The sequence below is a fragment of the Clostridium aciditolerans genome (assembly GCF_016316925.1).
Classification (GTDB): domain Bacteria; phylum Bacillota; class Clostridia; order Clostridiales; family Clostridiaceae; genus Clostridium_AM; species Clostridium_AM aciditolerans.
This window is the reverse complement of sequence record NZ_JAEEGB010000038.1, coordinates 103910-126303: the sequence shown is the minus strand read 5'-3', so window position 1 is coordinate 126303 and position 22394 is coordinate 103910. Positions and strand designations below refer to the sequence as shown.

The following is a 22394-nucleotide window of genomic DNA, read 5'->3' as shown; positions in this document are numbered from 1 at the left end:
TTTAATAATAATTTTCTTCATTATATTCTATATATCACCATTTTATATAGCAAAATTATATTTTCAATTACCGTAATCTGTATGCCTAACTTTATATTCCAGAAAATAATTTAATTTTGTTAAGCCTTTATTATATTATTAGTCTAATTATTTAAAAGAACTAAGTAAATTAGTCAGTATCAATTCTTTGCTATCCTGTAATTCGGACATAGCCCTTTCCATACTCTCTCTTATTCTATTATACTTGCCTATCATTTCATTTTGTTCTTCCAAAGATGGCAAAAGAATCTGAAAATCTAAAAACCTTTTTTCCTTTAAATATTTTCTATTCGTTGAACCAGAACTGGTCTTCTCACAAATTTCGATGAATTCAGGAAGGGATACATATAGATTAAACCATTCAATATCCAAAAGCTTATGATTTACTTCATAGGTCCAGAAGTTCGCTGTAATTATTGCTTTATCAAGTTCCTCTGGCACTATTCCAAAGGCTCCATTCCTTGCATCTATTTTAGATAATAAAAATTGACCTTTTCTAACTCTAAACTGCCTCTTGGTTCCGATTTCCTTGCCTATTTTAGTATCTCTTAATGTTATTCCCTGGTTATTTGTCTTTATTGTTACTCTGTTATAGTAAACTTCATCCTCTATATTAACTGCCTCTTTAACTCTTGTTAACAAATCACCAATTTTGTAAGTATTATAGTCAGTCTCACTTTTACTCTTAGTTAGCTCCGTCAATTCAGTTCTTACTTTTTCTAAATAATTCATAATAGAAGTGCTAGATTTATCAAAACGCTCACATATCATATCATTGCTTATCTGTGAATATGTATTTATGTTGCTCTTAGGATTTTTTATGTCTAGGTTATAATTGTTTCCTATAATCTGGCTTAAAGGTACTTTCCATGCATATTCATTCTCTACTCTTTCATTCCACCATTTTAATTCTGGTCCAAATTCTTCCTTGTTTATAGGCTTAGTCTTGCTATAAACTTTATATCCTTCAGGCAGCTTATGTTCATAGTACCAAACTTCATTAGTTGAACCAGTCTTAGTAAAAAATAATAGATTCGTTGGTATATCTGTATAAGGCGCAAAAACTCCTTTTGGAAGTCTTACTATAGTATGAAGATTACACTCCTCTATTAGCTTTCTTTTAATATTTAAAGATGTTATATCATGGCTAAATAAGAAGTTATCTGGCAATACAACTCCAGCTCTGCCCTTTTCCTTAAGTCTATATAGTATTAATGCTATGAATAAATCTGCTGTCTCAGAAGACTGCATTTCCACTGGGAAATTAATTTTTATTGTATCTTCTTCTGTTCCTCCATAGGGAGGATTCATTATAATCACATCTACTTTATCTTCTTCTTTATAATCTATTATGTTTTCTTCCAAAGAGTTCTTATGTTCAATACTTGGTTCATCTATATCATGCAGCAGAAGGTTTGTCATACAAAGTAAATGTGGAAGAGACTTTTTTTCTATTCCATATATATTTTTTTGTACCAGTTCTCTGTCCTGTGGTGTCTTTATTTGTTTCTCTAATATACGTAGTGCAGAAGTCAAAAATCCGCCGGTACCACAGGCAAAATCAGCTATCTTTTCTCCAATTTGAGGATTAAGAACCTCTGCTATAAAATCAGTGACAGCACGTGGTGTATAAAATTCACCTGATTTTCCTGCAGATTGTAAATCTTTAATTATCCTTTCATAAATATCATTAAAAGCATGTCTTTCTTCATATTCTGTAAAATCAATTTCATCTATTGCATTTATAACCTTCCTTAAAAGAAACCCGTTTTTCATATAATTATAAGCGCCTTCAAATACATTCTTAACTATTGCACTTCTCTTTTCCGTTGTTTCATATACCTCTAAAGATTTCAATGCAGGAAATAGCTGTTCATTTACAAAATCCAATAGAGTATCTCCTGTCATCGCTTCATCATCTTTATTGTAAGCTGCCCAGTTTCTCCATCTAAGCTCTTCTGGAATTATAGAGACATAATCATCATTCAGCTCCCAAAGTTTTTCTTTGGTATCATATACCTTTAGAAAAAGTATCCATACTATCTGCCCTATTCTTTGTGCATCTCCATCTATTCCTGCATCTTGTCTCATAATGTTTTGTAATCTTTTAATTAAATTGTCTATGCTCATTTATTTTTCCCTCCAGAATACTCATGCTGTATATACATATTATAGCTTATTTTTACCTTTATCAAAAATAAAACACTATCAATACAACTGTAATGATAGTGCTTGTTACTTTTCCGCTACTTCATAACTCTTCTGAGCATAGCTACTTTCTTCTTAGTATAGGGTGGAAAAATAAACTTTAAATTAAATCTGGTACTTTTCTTTAATACACTTTTCATATGAGAAAAAGTTTCAAAGCTTCTTTGTCCATGGTAAGAACCTACTCCTGCAGTTCCAACTCCTCCAAAGGGTAAGAATGGACTTGCTAAATGTGTCATTGTATCGTTAATACATCCTCCGCCATAAGAAATGTTTTCTACAACCTTTTTCTCAACTTCTCTACTTTCAGTAAATAGATATAGAGCTAGTGGTTTTGGCCTGCTGTTTATTTTATTTATAATTTCATTTAAATCTTCATACTCTAAAACAGGCAGTACAGGTCCAAAGATCTCCTCCTCCATAACTTTATCTTCCCAGGTTACGTTATTTATAATTGTAGGAGCCATATATAATTCTTCTGTATCATAATCTCCACCAAGTATAACCTTATCTTCATCAATTAATGCTTTAATTCTAGATAGATGCTTTTCATTGACTATTCTTCCGTAATCCTTGCTTGTCTTAGGGTTATTTCCATAGAATATTTTTATTTTTTCTACAAGCTTAAAAACTAATTGATCTTTAATTTCTTTATGAACAAGCAGATAATCTGGAGCAACACAGGTTTGACCTACATTCATAAACTTTCCCCAAATTATTCTTTCTGAAGCACTTTCTATATTTGCATCCTTATGAACAATAGTAGGACTTTTACCTCCCAGTTCAAGAGTAACAGGCACCAGATTTTTAGCTGCTGCCTCCGCAACTATTTTCCCCACAGCGACACTTCCTGTAAAAAATATATAGTCAAAAGGAGAATTAATTAAGACCGAGGTTTCTTCTTTTCCCCCTTCTATAACCTCTATATATTTTTCATGAAAGTTTTCCTTTATTATTTTGTATACTATCTTCGAAACATTCGTTGTGTATTCAGATGGTTTTATCACTACACAATTTCCTGCAGCAATGGCTCCAATTAAAGGCTCCACTATTAATTGAAATGGATAATTAAAAGGTCCCACTATCAAAACCGATCCATAGGGCTCTGCATATATATAACTTCTTGAACCAAAATGTACCGTTGGAGTTTTTACTCTTCTTACTTTTGCCCATTTTTTTAAGTTTTTTATAAAGTATCCTATGCTATCATATATATATCCTATTTCAGTGGCGTAAGCTTCAAACTCTGGCTTATGAAGATCTTTATATAATGCCTCCATTATGAGCTTTTCATTGTCTTGAATTGCTCCCTTAAGTTTTTGAAGCTGTCTTATCCTGAAATCAATATCTTTTGTTTCCCCTTCATAGAAGTATTCTTTTTGTTTTTTTAAAACATCTAATATTTTTTCATTATCTATATTTATCATAATTTCCCCTCTTAGATTATTATATTAGATTCATATTCCGCCTTTGAATTCTATCTATTATATTCTTGCGTCTAGTGGTATTTTTAATACCACCTGTGCACCTCCCATTTTTGTAGAATTAGATAATTCTATTTCTCCCTGGTGCAATTTTATAAATGATTTTGCAATAGATAATCCTATACCATAATGATTTTTAGAATTTCTACTCTTATCGCCCCGATAGAACTGTTCCGTTGCAAACTCTAATTCTTCTTTTGAAAATCCATTTCCACTGTCTGCAATCAAAAACTTCAGGCTTTTTTCAGTTCCTTGAACTTTAAAAAGCAGCTTTCCCTTTTTAGGAGAATATTCAACTGCATTTGTAATTACGTTCATGATAGCTCGATATAAAAGCTCCTCATCTCCATAAAAAAATTCCGGTATTTTATCTTGTTCATTTATAAGCTCAAGGTTTTTTTCAGAAGCTAGGGCTTTTTCCTGATCTACAAGCTTTTGAAAAAATACTTTAGTTTCTATCCTAACTGGCCTTAGGACTAATGTATCTTCTGACTTTATCATATCTATCAGCATTTTTAGATAGTGCTGAATTTCATCTGCGCTTTTTAAAATATAATCATTGTATTTTACCTGCTCTGCATCCTGACAGGTTTCCTTAATTAATTCTGCATTCCCCTTAATAATGGTCAAAGGGGTTTTAATATCATGGGCCAGTGCAGAGATTTGATTCTTCCTTGATTTTTCCATATTCCATTGTTTTTCTAGAGAATCTTTCAATGCGCTTTTCATTTGGTTTAAAGAATTAATAACCTCTTCAATTTCTCGGATATCAGAGTGCTCAGGTTGAAAGTCAAGATTCTGCTTTTTTATCTGCTCTGTTGCCTTCATCAGAATCTTCATTTCCTTGGAAAAATATCTTCCAAACCTAGCAGACAACAATAATACTTCTCCTATAAAAAGACAAATGAATAAAATACCAATGAATAATTCTGGATTCATAAAATATTTTCTTAATAATGGATGACTAAACTGTGCTGTCAAAGAATACTCAACAATACAGGTCTGCTTATCCCTATGAAATACCTTATAATAGTGGTTTCTCCCTGAACTATTTTGATTACCCTGGATGGTATTCCAAGCATTTTGTGATGCTTTACTATTGAAATTGCCATAAAGCATCTTACCTGACTCATTATAGACTCCATAGCTGCATCCCTCAGGTATCATATCCTTTGTTACAATGTCTGCTTTTAAGATAGTATCACGACTGCTTTCAATCTTCTGTTCAAAGTAATTGGCAGGCAGCACTATCTTACTATTGAGCATAAGTGAAAATGTCATCATATCCAAAAATAGCAGCAGAGCTGTTCCCAATATGAAATATAGTATATACCTGATAAATATGCTGCGAAGGCTTCTTTTCCCTTTCAAATCCATTTATACCCAATCCCCCAAACCGTTTCAATGGTGGCGCAATTTACTTTTGCCAGCTTTGCCCTGATGTTTTTTATATGTTCCACAATAGCTGAGCTGTCACTTTCTCTGTCAAAACCAAACACTGCCTCATATATTTTTTCTTTTGAAAATACCTGTCCATGATGTAGCGCTAGGAATTCACTAATTTCATATTCACTCTTTGTGAAAGGAATCAGATCCTCTCCTGCAAAGACCTCTTTTGCTGATAGCTTGAAATTAAGTCCAGATATAATAAAATTGTGATGTTTTTCTCTCTGCTCTCTTCTCAAATGAGCTGCCACCCTTGAACGTAGCTCTCCCAGTCCAAAGGGTTTTGTAATATAGTCATCACCACCCATACCAAGTCCATGAATAATGTCCTCTTCCATGGTTTTTGCCGTTAAAAACAGAATAGGACAATCTACTAGGTCACGGATATTTCTACATAGGGTAAATCCATCTATATCAGGCATCATAACATCCAATAGAATTAAATCATAATGCGAACACTGCTCCACAGGAAATGTAGAAAAGTTACTTACTGTAGTAACCTGATGTCCTTCTTTTGACAATGCTGCTTTTATCAAGTCCAGAATTCCTTCTTCATCATCAATTGCTAATATATTTGCCATATTATCACGTCCTTTTCTTCATTTAATCATAACTGTACATACAAGAACTCTTCATATTCAGACCTTTTTCAGATTAATTAACAAGAAAAATACTGTCCTGCTTCGGAGAAGAAGGAATTAATTATGGAAGTTCTTGCATTCCAATTAATGGTAATATTTTTTCTATATTCATATATTAATATTACCATAAGTTATCCATAATTTTAAAATATTATGATTTTCTATAGAATAAATCTGGGCTGTTGCAAAATGCATAAAAACCTTATATAAAAACACAGGCCATGCATAAATAGGAAAATAGACTTCCTTATATACATGGCTTTTATTCATCAAAATTTATAAATATCCCTTTTACAACAGCCCCAATCAAAAACAAAGGCCGCTGTCTCCAAATAGAAATTATTTTCTATTTGGAGACAGCACCTTTTTTATTGTAATTATTTAAGAAATAAAATTAACTCTAGATAAGACTTCATCGCTTATAGATTTGTTATTATAAAGACTTAAAGTAAATTCTAATTCAAATTTTTCAAATTTGCATCTATACTTATCTAGTTGGTTTTGACCGCAAGAATTTGTTCCTAGACCATTCTGCTTGTAATCAATATTAAGTACTATATAATCTCTTTTTACCAAATCAATAGTATGCTTTGCTTTCTCCAAGTCCTTATCTTCATAATAAGAGGCACTAAAGTTAAATGTGTCCTTTGCCTTTGCCATTATACTTAAACCTCTATCGTCTGAGAGCCTTACATACCTTGTATCTAATCTATTGCCATTTTCTTGAGGTTTAACATAGTTAGTAAATAATCCATCTACATCTGTTTCATAAACTCCAAATAAACTGGATTCCTTAGAATCTACATAACTTTCATTTGGTCCCTTACCCTTATATTTAACACTATAAAAATCTTTATTGATATTTAAATTAAGTCCGATTCTTGGAAGCATTTCTGGTGCATTCTCTTTCATACCACTTGGAACACCGGAAAGTAAAAGAGAAACATCTCCATTAGGAAGAATAGTATAAGAATAGGAACTTTCGAAATACCATGCACTATTAGTTGAACCATTAATTGTCTTTACGTTAAAGTAGAATTTATTATTTTCTAACTTGTAATCTACTTCCTTAACTACTTCATGCATTAGATGGATAAAATATTTTTTAGTATAGTCTTCAGTAATATACATATCATTATCTATTGGAGCTCTATAGAAGTTTAACTTAGGCCCTCTTTTAATTACTTCCTTATTATCCTTATACCCTTTATTTAAAGTTCCTCTAACAGTATCAAACTCATAGCTAAAGTTATTTCCAAAAACCTTAATTAAATAATTATCTTTTACCATTTCCAAAATGCCTTTAGCTTTAATATTGCACTTTTCTAAGTCATTGGCAAATATAAATTGTGCTGTTGCTAACTCATGATTAGCTTTAGCAAAGGAAGTATCTTCATTTAAAACATAGGAGAAATTAATATAGTAATCTGCTCCTGGAATTTTAATAAAGTCATGAGGTATAGGAATATTAATTAAAGCTTCTTCTCTTCCTTTAATATTAGGCAATGACACTCTTTCACTTTTTAAAACTTTTCCATCCTCGTATATTGTATATATTAAATCTAAATCCTCTAAGGATTTAAAGTCATATCTATTGATTATTTTAAAGCTTCCAGCCTTTAGGTCCACTTCCTGGGTTTCTACAGGCTCTATTACCTTTTTATATTCAAGTAATCCTGGAGAAGGAGTTCTATCTGGCATAATAAGCCCATCAATACAGAAGTTATAATTTGTTGGATCGTCTCCGAAATCACCACCGTACTTATAATATACTTCACCCTTTTCACTTACAGCTTTTATTCCATGGTCAAACCATTCCCAAATAAAACCACCTTGAAGTTTAGGATATTTATAGAAAAGTTCTTGGTAATCCTTAAGGTTTCCTGGTCCATTGCCCATAGCATGGCAGTATTCACAAAGTATATGAGGCTTTTTAGATTTTTCAATAACCTCACTCATTAAAAGCTTAGAGTCGTGTTCAAGCCATGTATACATGGTTGAGTAAATATCAGTAACTTCCGCTTCAAAATCTCCTTCATAGTGTACTAATCTTGTATCATCTAATTTCTTTGCTCTTTTAGCCATAGCTTTAAAATTATGCCCAAAGGCAGATTCATTACCTAAAGACCACATGATTATGGAGGGATGATTTTTATCTCTTTCTATCATTCTTTCTAGTCTAGAAATATAAGCTAATTCATATCTTGGATCATCTGTTATATAAGCATAGTTACCTGTAAGTTCAAATCCATGACATTCTAGGTCTGTTTCATCTATAACATACATTCCATATTCATCACACAATTCATATAGATAAGAAGAATTAGGATAATGAGAGGTTCTAATTGCGTTTATATTATGCTGCTTCATAAGAATTATATCTTTTTCAATTTCTTCTTTTGCTACCACTCTGCCATTAACGCTGTTATAGTCGTGTCTATTTACTCCTTTAAATTTAATTGCCACTCCATTAACAGTAAATACTTCACCCTTTACTTCTATCTTTCTGAAACCTACCTTTATTGGTACAACTTCAATAAGCTTAGAGTCTTTATAATTTGAAATATATAGAGTATACAAATTAGGTTCTTCAGCATTCCAGGTTTCTACTTCTATCTCTTTACTTTTAAAGGCGAAGTCCTTGCTACTAGGAATAATAGTCTCTTCTAAAACTTCATTACCATCCTTGTCTACTAAAGATAGATGAAGTCTATGATTGTTATTTTCTTTAATCTTAAAGTTTGCTTCTAAAGTTCCTTTTGAATAACTTCCATCTAAGTCAGTTTTAATAAAAATATCTTCAATGCCTTCAAGTGGTTCGCTATAAAGCTCTACATCTCTAAATATACCACTTAACCACCACATGTCTTGATCTTCCAGATAGGTACCATCTGACCATTGATAAACCATTACTGTTATTTGATTTTTTCCTACTCTAACAAAATCTGTAACATCAAATTCAGCAGTTAACCTTGCTCCTTTTGAATAACCTACTTCTACTCCATTTATAAATAGCTTATAGGCTGAGTCTACTCCATTAAACCTAATAATTATTCTTTTATTTAACCATGTTTCATCTATTTGGAAATCCCTTCTGTATATTCCTGTAGGGTTTTCTGTTGGAACATAGGGAGGATTTATAGGGAAGCTATACCAAAGGTCTGAGTAATGCATCTTTCCATAGCCCTGCATCTGCCAGTTTCCTGGGACCTGAATGTCATTATAATTTTTCAAATCTATATCTTCTTTATAAAAGTCTTCTGGTGCATACTCAGGAGCATCCAAAAACAAGAATTTCCAAACTCCATTTAAAAGCAAATAATTATGGGTGAACTCCTTGTCTCCCAGCTTTGCATATTCTAGAGATTCAAAGCTTTTAAAGTAAGCCCTACTTTTTAATCTATTTATGCCATCTATATTTATGTTTTCATGTAATTTCAATTGAATACCTCCTTAAGGTTTATTATTTTTTTATAGTCTCCTTTGTTTCTATTTTTTTAAGACTCTTTTCATATCTGTTATAGCAAATTAATGCGAAACCTAAGAATATCACAACACCTAGCACATTATATACTAATACAAACATTGGATTTGCTGAGCCTTTACCTAAATCAACACCATTCAAATAATCTATGATTACTTTAGGTTCAGGAATAATTGATATAAGGAAGGTAAATAAGAATAATATTAGCAGCATTATTCCTATAGCAATTCCTGTTTTTCTATTTCCTAGCTTAAATTCTCTTTTTATATAATCTTTCTTGTATCTTAACGCTATATAGGATACAAAAAGGAATAATACAGGAATTAATGAAGTTGCAGCTGTCATGTTAATTAGTGTACTTAGAAAGCTATCTAAAGAACCAATTCCTAGTGCTGGAACAATTAATAATATTGTTACTACAACAGCCTGAACAAGTAATGCATTCTTAGGATTGCCTCTATCATCTGTTTCAGCAATCCATTTACCAAATATGCCCTCTGGAATTTCTGAAAACAAAATCTTTACTGGTGCTACGGTCCAAATAACTAATGATCCTAAACTTGATAGTAACATTATAAAACCAACAAAATTTGTTATAATATTTGACATACCATAGTTAGCACCTAATATTTTAAAAGCATCAAATAATCCATTTGAAAAGTTTCCTTGTAAAGTTTCTTTTGGAACTATTAACCCAATAGCCACAGAGCCTAAGCTATAAATTATACCAATTGCTAAGGTGCTTATTAAAATAGTTCTTACAAATACTTTGTTTCCACCCTTGATATCCTTTACATAAACACCTATACTCTCCGCTCCTCCAACTGCTTGAAGTATCCAAGCTAAGGTCATAAAATAGGTCCAATTATATTTAGGAGCTACAGTTTGAGCTGTAAAGCTTTGAGCAGAACCTTTACCTAGAAAAATTACGGCTCCAAAAGCTAAAACGATAAATCCAATACCTAAGACTAATCTAGCTACACCAGAAATGTTAGTTACCTTTGATACCCAATCAACACCCTTAATTGACACATAGGTAGCCAACCAGAAAAATACTATAGAGATCAGTGAAATTATTAGTGTCTGATTATTTCCTGAAAAGACATTTTTCCCAAATAAGGTATAGGAAGCATAAATTAAAATCTGAGGTAGTAAAGAAGTAAAAAAGAATAAGTTAACGAAGAAATAAGACCAAGCTCCTAAAAAAGCCCATTTGCCGCCAAGGGAAGTTTTTATCCAACTATACACTCCTGATTCTGAGTTTTCATTAGCAGAAGAAAACTCTCCAATCATTAAAGCAAAAGGAAAGAAATATACAATTGTTGCAAATAAGAAAGACGGTATTGACGCTAGTCCAATACTAATACTGTTATTTACAATATTGTTAAATGAGAATACTGCTGTAAAAGTCATTAGTAGTAATGCTTTACTAGTTAATGTTCTTCTTGAATCTTCCATTTTATCACCCCTTTTATTTTATAATAAATAAAAATTTAGATAAATAATTGTTAAATCTCGGATTTTTACACTAGTGTTTTTTTAATTGAACTTTAAAAATAATCTGATATATCATATACTATAATAAAATTATAAATCCTTTACACAACTACTTCCATATTGTTATGTTTTGCCTAATTGTACTTATGTTGCATATTAACCATTTGTACTAATGAGGACAAGCTTATTGACTAGTTATTTTTTCAAGATATTTTAAAAGAAAAAAGAAAGGTGATATCTTTTGGATAAAGTAGATATTTTAAAGACAAATGTAAGACCAAGTAAAGAAATGTTTATTTATGAATGTGGTTATGAATATTGCGCCCCAACAAAGCCCTTTGAGTATATTCATATTAATTATTATCTCCTTCATTACATAATTGATGGAGAAGGTTACTTTATAATGGATGGAGTAAAGCATCACTTAAAAAAAGGAGATGGATTTTTTATTCCACCTTATAAAGATAATAATTATTATCCAGATTCAGATAATCCATGGGTTTACAGATGGGTAGGTTTTAATGGAACAGAATGTAAGAAATTACTCAAAATGAGTGGATTTTACGATGGCAATTATACATTTGCCTATGATTTTGAAAATGGATTAAAGGATAACTTTTTAAATATCTACCTCTCTTTTAAAAATGGAGATTATTTTAGCTCCTTAGGATTTTTATATCAGGTTTTTGGTAAGCTTATTAAAGAATATGAGAATGAATCTAATAAGCTAAGTAATCCTAAAGAAATCTATACTGATAAAGCTGTTGAATTTATTGAAGAAAATTACAACAAGCAAATTTCCGTAACTGAAATTTCCAAGAGTTTAAATATAGATAGAAGTCATTTTTTCAAATGCTTTAGAGATGTTATGAACATTAGTCCTCAACAGTATTTAATTAATTTTAGGTTAAGTAAATCTCAAGACTTGTTAAGAAAATCTAGCTTTTCAATTTCAACTATTAGTTCTTTAGTGGGCTTTAGTAGTCCAGAGTATTACTCAAAAATATTTAAAAAGTATATTGGTATTACCCCTAATGAGTTTAGAGGAAAGTATACGAAAAAGTAAGATAATAGATTTTAGTGACTTATATCCTTTTGTTTATTGTTAGAGGGATCTAATAATGATATGTATGTCTGTATCAAAACAAATTGCTAACAATTAAGGAACCCTGGGGGTTCTTGGCGTACCTCATGTACGCCTCTATTGGTGCATTAATTTTTAAATCATTTTACTGTCATATATCTAAGCTTTAATTTTCATTTCTTCCTTCAAAATAGCGAAACCAAAGAAAACTGCTCAAAAGCAAAAGTACTGTCATGACAAAGCAAATCAACACCCCACTTTCAGACTCCTTCATAAAGATACTAATACCGCTATTATTAGTGTTCCATAGCATGTAATAGTTACAAAGTCTTGCACCCCAGCTGCAGGGAATCCACTTCCAGATTCCATCCCCAAGGCCCGTAAGCATAAGGGCAGCAACCAAACTTTCTGCAATTCCAAGTCCTATAGAAGCTCCTGATCCAAAGCGAAAGCTGCATAGAATATGTAATAAATACAGAAAAATCTGGCTGGAAAACAAGATCAAAATCATCTTTCCATAAAAAACAATTGAAAACATATTTTGATGAAGCAAAAATTGAAATCCGAAAGCAAAACCACCTACCGCTGCAAGAAGAGCTCCAAATGCCAGCAAAAGCAGCATACACAACTTGCTAAAAAAACTCATTAATTTATATCTTGCCATTAAAAGCTCTTGAAAACGTCCTGCTAAAGCTTCCTGTTCTACAGCATTGGCGCTGATAATACCAATTAGGAGTGGAAATCCTATTGCTAAAACCTCTATATATCCTCCTACCTTCCCATGGCTACTTGCGCTGGAAAAGGAATAATAGGAAAGAAACAGTATTACCATCAGCATTGGAATCACAATATGAATCCAATACAGTGGACTACGACGGATTTTTTGAAAATCTGCCCTTATAAGTCTAAAAAATGTCTTCATCTATTTTGCCTCCTGCCCTTCATACCATTTTGCAGTTACTATTGTCAAGATAATAAATAGAATTACTGTAATGATGACTCCAGGCAAAATCACACTGTTAGATAATAACTCCGGTCTAAATGTCATACTTCCCTCTACAGCCGGAAGCCCATTTGGCAGTACCTTTAGAATTGGACACATTAGTCTAGCTGGAATTGCATAAGGTATTATCCACCAAATGCTTTTTGTGGCAGCTAATATTCCCAATATCATATAAGCAATAATATTAATCAATATGGTTGGAAACATTCCAATCTTACTGCCAAGAAATAAGCAAAGTGGAATTTGCCATAAGAAGGCAATTACTAGAAGCAAAACTGCTACCAATTTATTGAAGATTGGAACTTTTATTATTTCATTTAAATTAAGAATGCCTCCTAGAACTGAACTTCCCAAGAAAAGAATCACAGAAGCCCCAATAAGCATAGCTGTGCATACAAGCACTTTCGATATCCATACCTTTTTAAGATTAATTGGCAATGAAAGTACTGCCCTATTTTTCATCTTCTTATCCTTAGCGGCAACTAACGTGCATCCTAAAGATATACTCCCTGGAAGTATCATGGTATACCACCAGTTATAGCAGTCTATTTGAAAATACATAGGAGCTAAAACCAGGGAAATCAGTATTGTAAAAATTGGTGCTAGAAAAATAAGCTTTCTTGCAAAGGTATGCTTCATTTTCAACTCTTCTGATTTAAAATAAGAATACATATTATTCCCCTTCCCTTCTATATTTTCCCGCAACTTCCATAAATAATTGTTCTAAATCCTGTCCCTGCTTTATATCTCCTTGATATCCTAAGATACCTCCTGAGATAATTCCAATCTGGTCAACTATCTGTTCTACCTCGCTTAAGATATGGCTTGACAGAATCACTGTAATTCCCTGTTCTGGGAAAGAACGAATTAATTCCCGAAGTTCCTGTATTCCAAAGGGATCTAATCCATTAGTAGGCTCATCTAAAATCAGCAGCTTTGGATGATTAATAAGAGCAATTGCAATACCTAGTCTCTGCTTCATTCCCATAGAAAATTGATGGGCCTGCTTTTTCCCTGTGTTTTCTAAGTCAACTATATGCAATACTTCATCAATCCTGTCATCAGGCAATCCTAGAACTGTGGTACGGACCTTCAGATTTTCTCTTGCGGTGAGATTCTCATAAAGTGGTGCTGACTCAATTAATGCCCCCATATTGCTTAAGCTCTTTCTGCTCCAAGGTTTATTTTCAAATAAAATTTCTCCACTGCTTGGACGAAGCATTCCAGTTATCATTTTTAAAGTTGTAGATTTTCCTGCTCCATTAGGCCCAAGCAATCCATAGATAGAATTTCTTCTTACCGACAGTGATATATCCTGTACTACCTTTTGTTCCTTAAATGTTTTACAAAGATTTTTTGTTTCTAAAATTAAATCCTTCATTCTTACCAACCTCCTGTACAATTAAATCATAATAGGTAATTATAAGGATTCTATAAGGAATGAAAAATTAAAAGATCATAATTCCACATTAAATGCAATTTTTGAATACATCAAAGAGCCTGCATCTAGCTTAGAATACAGGCTCTTATAATAAATTCTCTATTATTTTTATTGAAATTGGTAGTTTCACATATATATAACTATTTATTGCTTACGCTTTAGTTTTTGCATTTAATATAACCTTTGTTAAGCTATATAAAGTTTTATTTTTCTTCAGAAATTTGAAATTTATCTATATTTTTTACCATTTGCTGTGTTATATCAGTTAGTTGCTCAGCTGAGGCTGCTATTTCTTGCGAAGAAGCACTTACCTCCTGAGTAGAAGATGATATATCTTCTACAGAAGATGAAACATTCTCTAATGCAGAAGATATAGCTTTAGTATCTTCTATTATATTTTGCTTTTCTTCATTAATAACAACTATATTACTGTGTATATCACTAATCTTAGGAAAAATCCCTTCTATATAATTGATAACCATTTTAAGACTATTTGTAGATCTATCAAGCTTTATCACCTGATTGTTAAGCTTATCATTCATATCATCTGATGTCTCAGCAATTAACTCTCCCTCATGTAAGATAACTTCAATTAAGGCAGTTATCTTCTGTGATGAATTCTTTGATTGTTCTGCTAGCTTTCTTATTTCTTCTGCAACCACTGAGAAGCCTCTTCCTCCTTCTCCAGCACTTGCAGCCTCAATAGCTGCGTTTAAGGCAAGCAAATTAGTTTGATCTGCAATGCCATTTATTATATTAGTTATTTTACTAATTTCATCTAAGTGCATATTAAAGCCTTTTATTTTATCTCTTACATCATTAAAAGATAAATTTACATCCTTAATTGATTGTTCAAAAATTGCTAAATCCTCATTGCTATCCTGTGCCTTATTATTTATAATTTTAATTTCTGAATTTAACATCTCTGCTAATGATGAAATTTGATTGACTTTCCCTCCAAAAGCATCTAATATGTTACTCACGATGGACATTTCTTCCGTCTGTGCACTTAGATTTCCTGCACCCTCATCAATGGATGCGGCAACTGCTTCAGAAGCGACTGCTAATTCCTCTGATACAGCAGATAGACTTTCTGTCTGCTGCCTTACTCTATTTGAGCCTAACCCTATATCTTCAATAATTTTTTTAATATCCATTCTGACTTTATCAACATATGTGGCTATATCCTCAATTTCATCTCCACTCTTAACGTTTATAGAAGTTGTTAAGTCCCCTTGAGACATTTTATCAAGTCCATATTTGATTTTTCCTACATTTGATGATATTTTCTTTGATAAGCTAAAAGTCATTAAAGCAGCGAAAATAGACATAATAAAAGCTGTAGCTATAAGACTTATGTACATAATCTTTTTAGTATATGTATGTAAGTGTACATCTATATCCGCTCCCATAATAGCTATAATCTTACCTGAAGAGTTTTTAATAGGTGCATATCCAGATATAAGTATGCCGTCTTTATCTTCCACAGGATTTTTTGAAGAAGTTATTTTTCCGTCAAATGCCTCAGACATCTCTTTTTCCAAGTCGTATTTTTGTCCAATATTGTCACTTCTCTTTATGTTTCCATCCACTAAAGTGTAGGCACTGTTATCTTCTCCTTTCCCCATAATATATAAAAATTTTACATCTGTATCATTTTTATAGGCTATGAGAGAGTCCTTTAGTTCTTTATACTCCTTACTGTTCATAGACTTATTTTTAATAATCTTTTCTACATTATCCCCATTTACAGAACTTGCTGCTTTACTAGCACAGCTTGCTACATCCTCTTGTATCTTTAAAGACACATTCCTAAATATAAATAAATTAGCTGCAAACAATATGATCATTGAAAAAATAAATATTAATCCTACTCTTTTTAGTATTTTTAGTCCTAATTTCCCCATACACTTTATATGATGTAGTTTACTACATCATATACTCCCTCCTCTCCAAAAATATATAATCATAAAAAAAGACCTAAATTATAAGCAGACAAAATTATAATATCTGTTCAATAAATATAGGCCGGTTGCACCACTAACTCAAAGCTTTCAAGGTGCCCATTTATAGAAAGCTCTTCATCGTTTCCATATAATTAAATTATAACTAATATAAACCATGGATATTTTACCATATACGACTTTTATTTTCAACAATTTTTGCCATTTCATTTGCATAAAGTTCTAGTGGACAATTTTATTCTTTAAAATTTTTCCATTAAATTCAGTTAAAAGCGTAGTTATTATAATACTTAAAAACTCCCTAACTAAAGGTTTTATTTACCTTTAACTAGGGAGTTAATTTTTATCCGATGCCTACGGCCCTGGGTAACGCCTTCTAAGCTCCACCTGGAGCTAAGAATCCAGTTTATGCTGCTGTATTTTCAGTTTCTTTATTTGTCTTTTTAGCTATCATTGGTAGTATTAATCCTAATCCTAATAATATGATTGGAGTTAATACATTAAGTGTTATTTGGAAGTACCATTCACTTGAGTAAGTTTTAACTCCCTTAGGGAACATACCCATTATACAAGCAAAGGCTGTAAATCCAAAGCACCATAATCCTGCTAGGAATCCAAATGTCTTGTTTTTAGTGAACTGATAAGTTGCCTGAAACTTACCTTCTGCAGCTTTCTTTAATGCCATATAAGCAAAGAATACCCATAAGTATCTTAATGGCATAACTACCGCATTTAATCTTAATAGCCAGTTAAATAATGATGTCATATCACCTATTCCAAGTGCAGGCACTATTATAAGTGTTCCAACTAATACTGCAGTTAACTTATATCCGTTAACTGGTGTACCATTTTCATTAATCTTAGTTAAAGACTTTGGTATGAATCTGTTATCAACGTCAGCTAATAAAACTTTTATTGGAGCATCTATTGAGAATGCTAAAGCTGAAATTTGTGCTAGTGTGTTTGCAATTGCATATATTATTAAGAAAAAGTTTCCTAATCCATAGTATTGTCCTAATTTCTGGAATGAATAGTATGCACCATTCATCATTAAGTCTTTTGGAATATTGTTTGGATCAAACATCATTCCCATTGCAAAGGAACCAAGTAATGCCGTTACAGCAACCATTACTGCAAGAGCTATCATTCCCTTAGGGAAGTCCTTTGAAGGATTTTTCATATTGTTTACATATGGTGATATCTTTTCACATCCACCAACTGCAAATACTAATATTGCTAAAGTTGTTAAGTAATCAAAGTTAAAGTCTGGCATTAATGACTTCATGCTGAAGTCGATGTGGTATGTATGAGCAGTAGTTATAGCTGGTGCTGCTATAGCCAATATTACATAAAGAATTGACATAACAAACATTGACGTACCTGCTATAGTACCAATTCTCTTTATTGAGTTTACACCCTTTGATGATATCCATAAAAATAATAAGAAAATTACTAAACACATTGACTGTAGAATCATTGGATTCATATTTTTAACCATAGATCCATTTTGATTAACAGCCCATCCTAAAGCTATTAATACTCCCTGTGGCTTTTGAGCTAAGTAAGGAACGTGAACTACCCAGTATGTCCAACCAGCTAAAAAAGCTAATTTTGCACCAGATGTTGTTTTAATCCATGAGCTTACTCCACCCTTACTATCTTTAAAAGTTGATCCCATTTCTCCTACCATTAATGCATATGGTACAAAATACAATGAGAACATTAATATCCATGAAACAACTACCTTCATACCTTGACTTGCGAAACCGTTTACTACATTTCCGAATCCCCAAACACTTACAAAGGCCATCAAGGCAAGGTTGCTCCAACCTAATTTCTTGTTATTGCTCTCCATTCTTTTCTTTCCTCCTTAAATGAAATTCAAAATGAATCATTTAAATCATTAATGAATTATTCAAATCACTTTATTGTTACATATGATATCATGGATTTATTTGCTTGACAACGACATTTTTGAAGAGCTTTTTTATGTGTTGTTTACTGTTTATTCATTTTCGACTGGATATTAGTGTAAAATTTCAATATTTAATATGTAAACTTTTTATTGCAGATTTGTTAATTTAATTTTATATTTTGTACTAATCAGTGTAAAATTTTAATTTTGTATATGTTAAATCATAAATTTAATAAATAAATGTGTATTATTTATCAAAATATAAAATCAGGATACTTCAAGAATATTACAAAAATAATTCAATGTTTTTTATATAATCTTCATTTATTTGAATATTACGTGTTTTTTATTTTTTCTATGTATGATCTAATACTCAATGAGTCAAACTCACTTTTGTCTAATATGTTTGTATATTTTTTACAATTAATATTAATTCAGTTCTTAAAGCACTTACACAATATCTCCACTATAAACTATTCATTACCTTTTAACCATTCTTTTAAGTTTTTTATGTTGTTTTATCCTAAAATCAACCTTTTATGTTTCCTCTTTATCTGAGTGTTATTTTTGCTTTTGAAACTACCCATCATTTTTGACGTATTAAAAAGAGTAATCACATCTATAAGTAATTACTCTTTTATAAATCATATTTAAATTTTAAACAACTTTAAGTACATTTTCCTGCATCTTCTCTAAATATGCACAAAAATCTTTAAAATCCTTTAGCCAATGAATCTTCGCCAGTTCTCTTAAATCTATAACAATACCCGTGCTTTTTTGTTTTATGAATTCCATATCATAAATCTCAGTCTCTATAAAACCCTTCCTACAATCATATATGCAGGGAACGTATTCATCCCAATGCTGTTCAAAATACTTAACCTTTGCAAAACATAATCGGTTTATATGAAAAATCATTCCTAGCGGTGTAGCTTTCATTGCAAACTTATTGCTAAAATACTCTTGCACTGGATATTTCTCTTGATATCTTTCCCAATAAAGACGAGAATTAGAGCGCAGATTATACTTATCCAAAATCTTGCATTTCTCTGAGCCTAATTGCTCTCTTAAGTACCTTTCTCGTACTTCTTCAGATAGAGCTTTTAATGCATCACAATCCAAAATCTCAGCTCCTTACATATTATATTCACTTAAAATATCTGGATATAATGGTGACTTTTATCAGACTCGAGCCCTTGATTCTTAAGTAAATTATACAACTATGCTATGTATTTAGTAAAATTTGATTTTATTATATATATCACTTCACGTATTATTTAAACTAATATTAAACTTTGTTTAAGTATCTCTCCCACAGCCTTTGGAGCATTATTTCTTTGATTCTTAGGTTTGGTGAAGCCGTTCGTCAAGACTCTTTTAATTTATATAGTAGATTACTTCCCAATTGCTATAACCTATATTTACCAGAATAATAATCTCAATTCTGCATATTCTATTTTTGTAAAGGTTGTATCATTGGATGCATATCTTTTAATAGTAATATTTGCTGTCAATAAACAGTTTTAATATTGCCGTGATATTGATACAGTTGATACAATCTTTATGCCAGGGATGAAAATCCCTGTTTTTTTTAGTTACTAGTATATATCTTCTATACTTATTTAAATCCGGTTATTAAAAAAATTACTTGATAACTAAAGCCTGCATTTACTTATAATGTCATTCTCGCACCCAGTTCTTGAGACATATTTTTACCTTATATCTATACAAAAAGAACTACATTTAAACAATAAATGTAGTTCTCTTTAACTTATTCTGTATATTGCAAATTTGTTTTAGCATATTGATTATTTGGATCTAGTTCTAATGCTTTATTATAAAATTCTTTAGCCTTATTTTTATCATTTTTTCCTAAGTAGTTATTCCCCAGAGCATTATATCCAAGAGATTTTCTATTATTGTCTTTTTCTTTGGATATAAAAGTATTTATTAAGTTAATAGACTCATCATATCTTCCTAAATCAGAATATACTACTCCAAGTGAGAAATAAGCATTTGTACATTCCTTATCATATTTTAAAGCTTCATTCAACAAGATCGCTGCTTGATTTAAATCCTTTGTCTTACCTTTTCCCTGTAAATACATTATTGCAAGATTATTTAATGCATCTGCAACCTTTTCTTTACCATTTTCTTTTCCTCTATATACTTTCCATGTTCCATTGTCATTTACAACATTCCTTTTATAGTTTGATGAATTCTCTTTATTCTCAAATAAGTCTTGAAGCTTTTCTGTAATATTAAATTCTACAACATTTTTAAATTTTAAACCGTCTAACTCTTTATCTTTATATTCATTAGACTTTTCTACCTTGAAATCCTTTAATTGACTAGTTTCCTTTGAAACGCTTTGCCACTTAATGAAATCTTCTTTAGAAAAATTCTTTTTACTTGCCTCTGACAATTTATCATAAGCACCTTCTATATTGCCATCTTTAATATTTTGGTAATAATCTTTCATAACCTGTGATGGATCTCCTTTAGGAGCACAACCAACTAGCATAAATGTAAAGATACCAATGAATATACTAATTAATACTTTTTTCATACAAATCCCCCCTACAGAACCATATTATAGCATAAAGGCAACTTGCATGACAAGCACTGGGAAAATAGGAGTTTTTTATTGAATTATCTTTTTTCTTTCTTTGTTTTTCTATTTTACATATATCCAAAAGATTTTCTAAATCTAGTACTTGAAAATAAACACTTATAGCACTATCTAATAGAACTTTATTATGAAATGAAAAGGCACTAGTATTTCTACTAATGCCTTTTCGAATATATTTAATTATAAGGTTGGTAATTAGCTATAATCTTTATATTTTAATGTTTAGTTTTGCCCTCACATTTATAGTAACATCAAATTGTATAATATGAGTTATCTTCATGTTAAGACTTTGTAAAAAATAAGCACCAGTATTTCTACCAGTGCTTTATCAAATATGTATTTTAAAGGGGACCATTAATGTTTCCTATAAGTTTGGGTAACTTAGGATAACTATTATTATAAATACTAATTGTTACATAAATGTGTCATTGCTGTTAAATAATTATATACTTTTTTAACAACTTGTAAATAATAAGCACTCATACCTTCTCAAGTGCTTTACTTTTACCATGCAGTTTGTAATCTCTGTTGTGGCTAACACAACTTTAATCATAATTTTTCAAGTGTAACATTATGGTTAAGATAAGCATATATTATTTTATGTATAAATTAACTTGGAGGAATTTCAATGCCTAAGCATTCTCACAGTTATTCAGGTGCGACAACATATAATCAAGGTCATATTCACCATTATGGCGGAATCACTTCTAAAGCACAAAGTGGAGTCCCCCACAATCACGGTATGAGGGGTATTACAACTTTTAATGATGGTCATGAACACAATTATGTTACTGAAACAAGCCCTGCAATAGATCTACCAGATGGACGTCATTATCATTCCTTTAGAACTAGGGTAGAATTTGAAGATGGCCACATTCACTATATGAGTGGCTATACAAGCGCTGACTAATTTAAGAGAATATTTATATTACTACTTCAACGTAGCTGTCATATTTTATTGCAACAACTTTTGTAACTATATATCCTTCTTTTCTCTATAAATACTTCGCAGAGCTAATATAAGTCTCTCACCTTCTTTTTTTAATTTAGTAACCTTTTTTACCCCTGCATATTATGTATTGTGTAAAAAATTTTATGGAGGCTTATTAATGTATAGAAACGAAAACCAGGACTTTGAACAGGACTTTGAACAGGATCTTAATCAAAATTTAGATGATGCTCGCCACCATCATCACCATCATGGTAATCACCATTTATCCATATTATCATCACTATCATAGATAAAATTAATAATAAATATATAATTAAATTAATTAAACATAACTGCGGCTTGGGCTGAAGTTATGTTTTTTTAAGCTTTCCTTCAGTATTTTTATTCAGACAGTTCATTGGTTTCATCTAATTTATCATATATAGCACTCAGTTCTTCAGTTCCATTCAAGTCTAATATTGATGCCATAGAAACTGTAGATATAATAGCTTTTTTTAATAATTTTATTTCTTTTTCTGATAAATCTATCTGCAATATTACCAGCTCCCTATAGATAATTATTAATACTCCTTAAAATATACTATGCCATTAAAATCGTTAAATA

At 31.2% G+C, this 22394-nt stretch carries 17 protein-coding genes and 1 riboswitch; of the genes, 3 read left to right on the top strand and 14 right to left on the bottom strand.

Annotation, left to right across the window (positions count from 1 at the left end; translation table 11 throughout):
• Nucleotides 1–147 precede the first annotated feature (147 nt).
• From I6U51_RS21110 to I6U51_RS21085, 6 genes are all read right to left on the bottom strand, one after another.
• Complete coding sequence (locus tag I6U51_RS21110; RefSeq protein ID WP_211144535.1) at nucleotides 148–2169, bottom strand: N-6 DNA methylase; 2022 nt, start codon at nucleotides 2167–2169, stop codon at nucleotides 148–150.
• 116 nt (nucleotides 2170–2285) lie between these two features.
• The gene (locus I6U51_RS21105) at nucleotides 2286–3674 is read right to left on the bottom strand and encodes an aldehyde dehydrogenase (protein ID WP_211144534.1); all 1389 of its coding nucleotides are present in this window, start codon (nucleotides 3672–3674) and stop codon (nucleotides 2286–2288) included.
• Between the two features lie 57 nt (nucleotides 3675–3731).
• Nucleotides 3732–5015, bottom strand: coding sequence for a HAMP domain-containing sensor histidine kinase (locus tag I6U51_RS21100; protein WP_246517562.1), 1284 nt, complete (start codon nucleotides 5013–5015; stop codon nucleotides 3732–3734).
• 83 nt (nucleotides 5016–5098) lie between these two features.
• A complete protein-coding gene (locus tag I6U51_RS21095) occupies nucleotides 5099–5758 on the bottom strand; it encodes a response regulator transcription factor (protein WP_211144532.1) in 660 nt (219 codons plus the stop codon).
• A gap of 441 nt (nucleotides 5759–6199) precedes the next feature.
• Nucleotides 6200–9259: a beta-galactosidase subunit alpha gene (ebgA, locus tag I6U51_RS21090; RefSeq protein ID WP_211144531.1), complete on the bottom strand. Its 3060-nt coding sequence runs from the start codon at nucleotides 9257–9259 to the stop codon at nucleotides 6200–6202.
• A 22-nt stretch (nucleotides 9260–9281) separates the two neighbouring features.
• Nucleotides 9282–10760, bottom strand: coding sequence for an amino acid permease (locus I6U51_RS21085; RefSeq protein ID WP_211144530.1), 1479 nt, complete (start codon nucleotides 10758–10760; stop codon nucleotides 9282–9284).
• Between the two features lie 280 nt (nucleotides 10761–11040).
• Here I6U51_RS21085 and I6U51_RS21080 point away from each other — a divergent pair, with 280 nt between their 5' ends.
• Nucleotides 11041–11865: an AraC family transcriptional regulator gene (locus I6U51_RS21080; protein WP_211144529.1), complete on the top strand. Its 825-nt coding sequence runs from the start codon at nucleotides 11041–11043 to the stop codon at nucleotides 11863–11865.
• A gap of 184 nt (nucleotides 11866–12049) precedes the next feature.
• Here the strand turns inward: I6U51_RS21080 and I6U51_RS21075 are convergent, their stop codons facing one another.
• From I6U51_RS21075 to I6U51_RS21045, 7 genes are all read right to left on the bottom strand, one after another.
• Complete coding sequence (locus I6U51_RS21075) at nucleotides 12050–12805, bottom strand: lantibiotic immunity ABC transporter MutG family permease subunit (RefSeq protein WP_211144528.1); 756 nt, start codon at nucleotides 12803–12805, stop codon at nucleotides 12050–12052.
• Nucleotides 12806–13558 (bottom strand): lantibiotic immunity ABC transporter MutE/EpiE family permease subunit, encoded by a 753-nt coding sequence (locus tag I6U51_RS21070; protein WP_211144527.1) that lies wholly within the window; start codon nucleotides 13556–13558, stop codon nucleotides 12806–12808. It abuts the gene before it with no gap.
• Nucleotide 13559: 1 nt separating this feature from the next.
• A complete protein-coding gene (locus I6U51_RS21065) occupies nucleotides 13560–14267 on the bottom strand; it encodes a lantibiotic protection ABC transporter ATP-binding protein (protein WP_211144526.1) in 708 nt (235 codons plus the stop codon).
• A 263-nt stretch (nucleotides 14268–14530) separates the two neighbouring features.
• On the bottom strand, nucleotides 14531–16234 hold the full coding sequence (locus tag I6U51_RS21060; protein ID WP_211144525.1) for a methyl-accepting chemotaxis protein: 1704 nt from the start codon (nucleotides 16232–16234) through the stop codon (nucleotides 14531–14533).
• A 111-nt stretch (nucleotides 16235–16345) separates the two neighbouring features.
• Nucleotides 16346–16428, bottom strand: a riboswitch (cyclic di-GMP riboswitch).
• 269 nt (nucleotides 16429–16697) lie between these two features.
• Complete coding sequence (locus tag I6U51_RS21055; RefSeq protein ID WP_211144524.1) at nucleotides 16698–18146, bottom strand: amino acid permease; 1449 nt, start codon at nucleotides 18144–18146, stop codon at nucleotides 16698–16700.
• A gap of 717 nt (nucleotides 18147–18863) precedes the next feature.
• Complete coding sequence (locus I6U51_RS21050; protein WP_211144523.1) at nucleotides 18864–19328, bottom strand: hypothetical protein; 465 nt, start codon at nucleotides 19326–19328, stop codon at nucleotides 18864–18866.
• A 649-nt stretch (nucleotides 19329–19977) separates the two neighbouring features.
• Nucleotides 19978–20775: a tetratricopeptide repeat protein gene (locus I6U51_RS21045; RefSeq protein ID WP_211144522.1), complete on the bottom strand. Its 798-nt coding sequence runs from the start codon at nucleotides 20773–20775 to the stop codon at nucleotides 19978–19980.
• 691 nt (nucleotides 20776–21466) lie between these two features.
• On the opposite strand from I6U51_RS21045, the gene I6U51_RS21040 reads away from it, so the two are divergent.
• Entirely contained in the window at nucleotides 21467–21748 is a 282-nt protein-coding gene (locus I6U51_RS21040) for a YmaF family protein (protein ID WP_211144521.1), read from the top strand.
• A gap of 199 nt (nucleotides 21749–21947) precedes the next feature.
• Entirely contained in the window at nucleotides 21948–22079 is a 132-nt protein-coding gene (locus tag I6U51_RS25205; protein WP_281396421.1) for a hypothetical protein, read from the top strand.
• A gap of 92 nt (nucleotides 22080–22171) precedes the next feature.
• Here I6U51_RS25205 and I6U51_RS21035 read toward each other — a convergent pair whose 3' ends face one another.
• A complete protein-coding gene (locus I6U51_RS21035) occupies nucleotides 22172–22324 on the bottom strand; it encodes a hypothetical protein (RefSeq protein WP_211144520.1) in 153 nt (50 codons plus the stop codon).
• Between the last annotated feature and the right edge of the window lie 70 nt (nucleotides 22325–22394).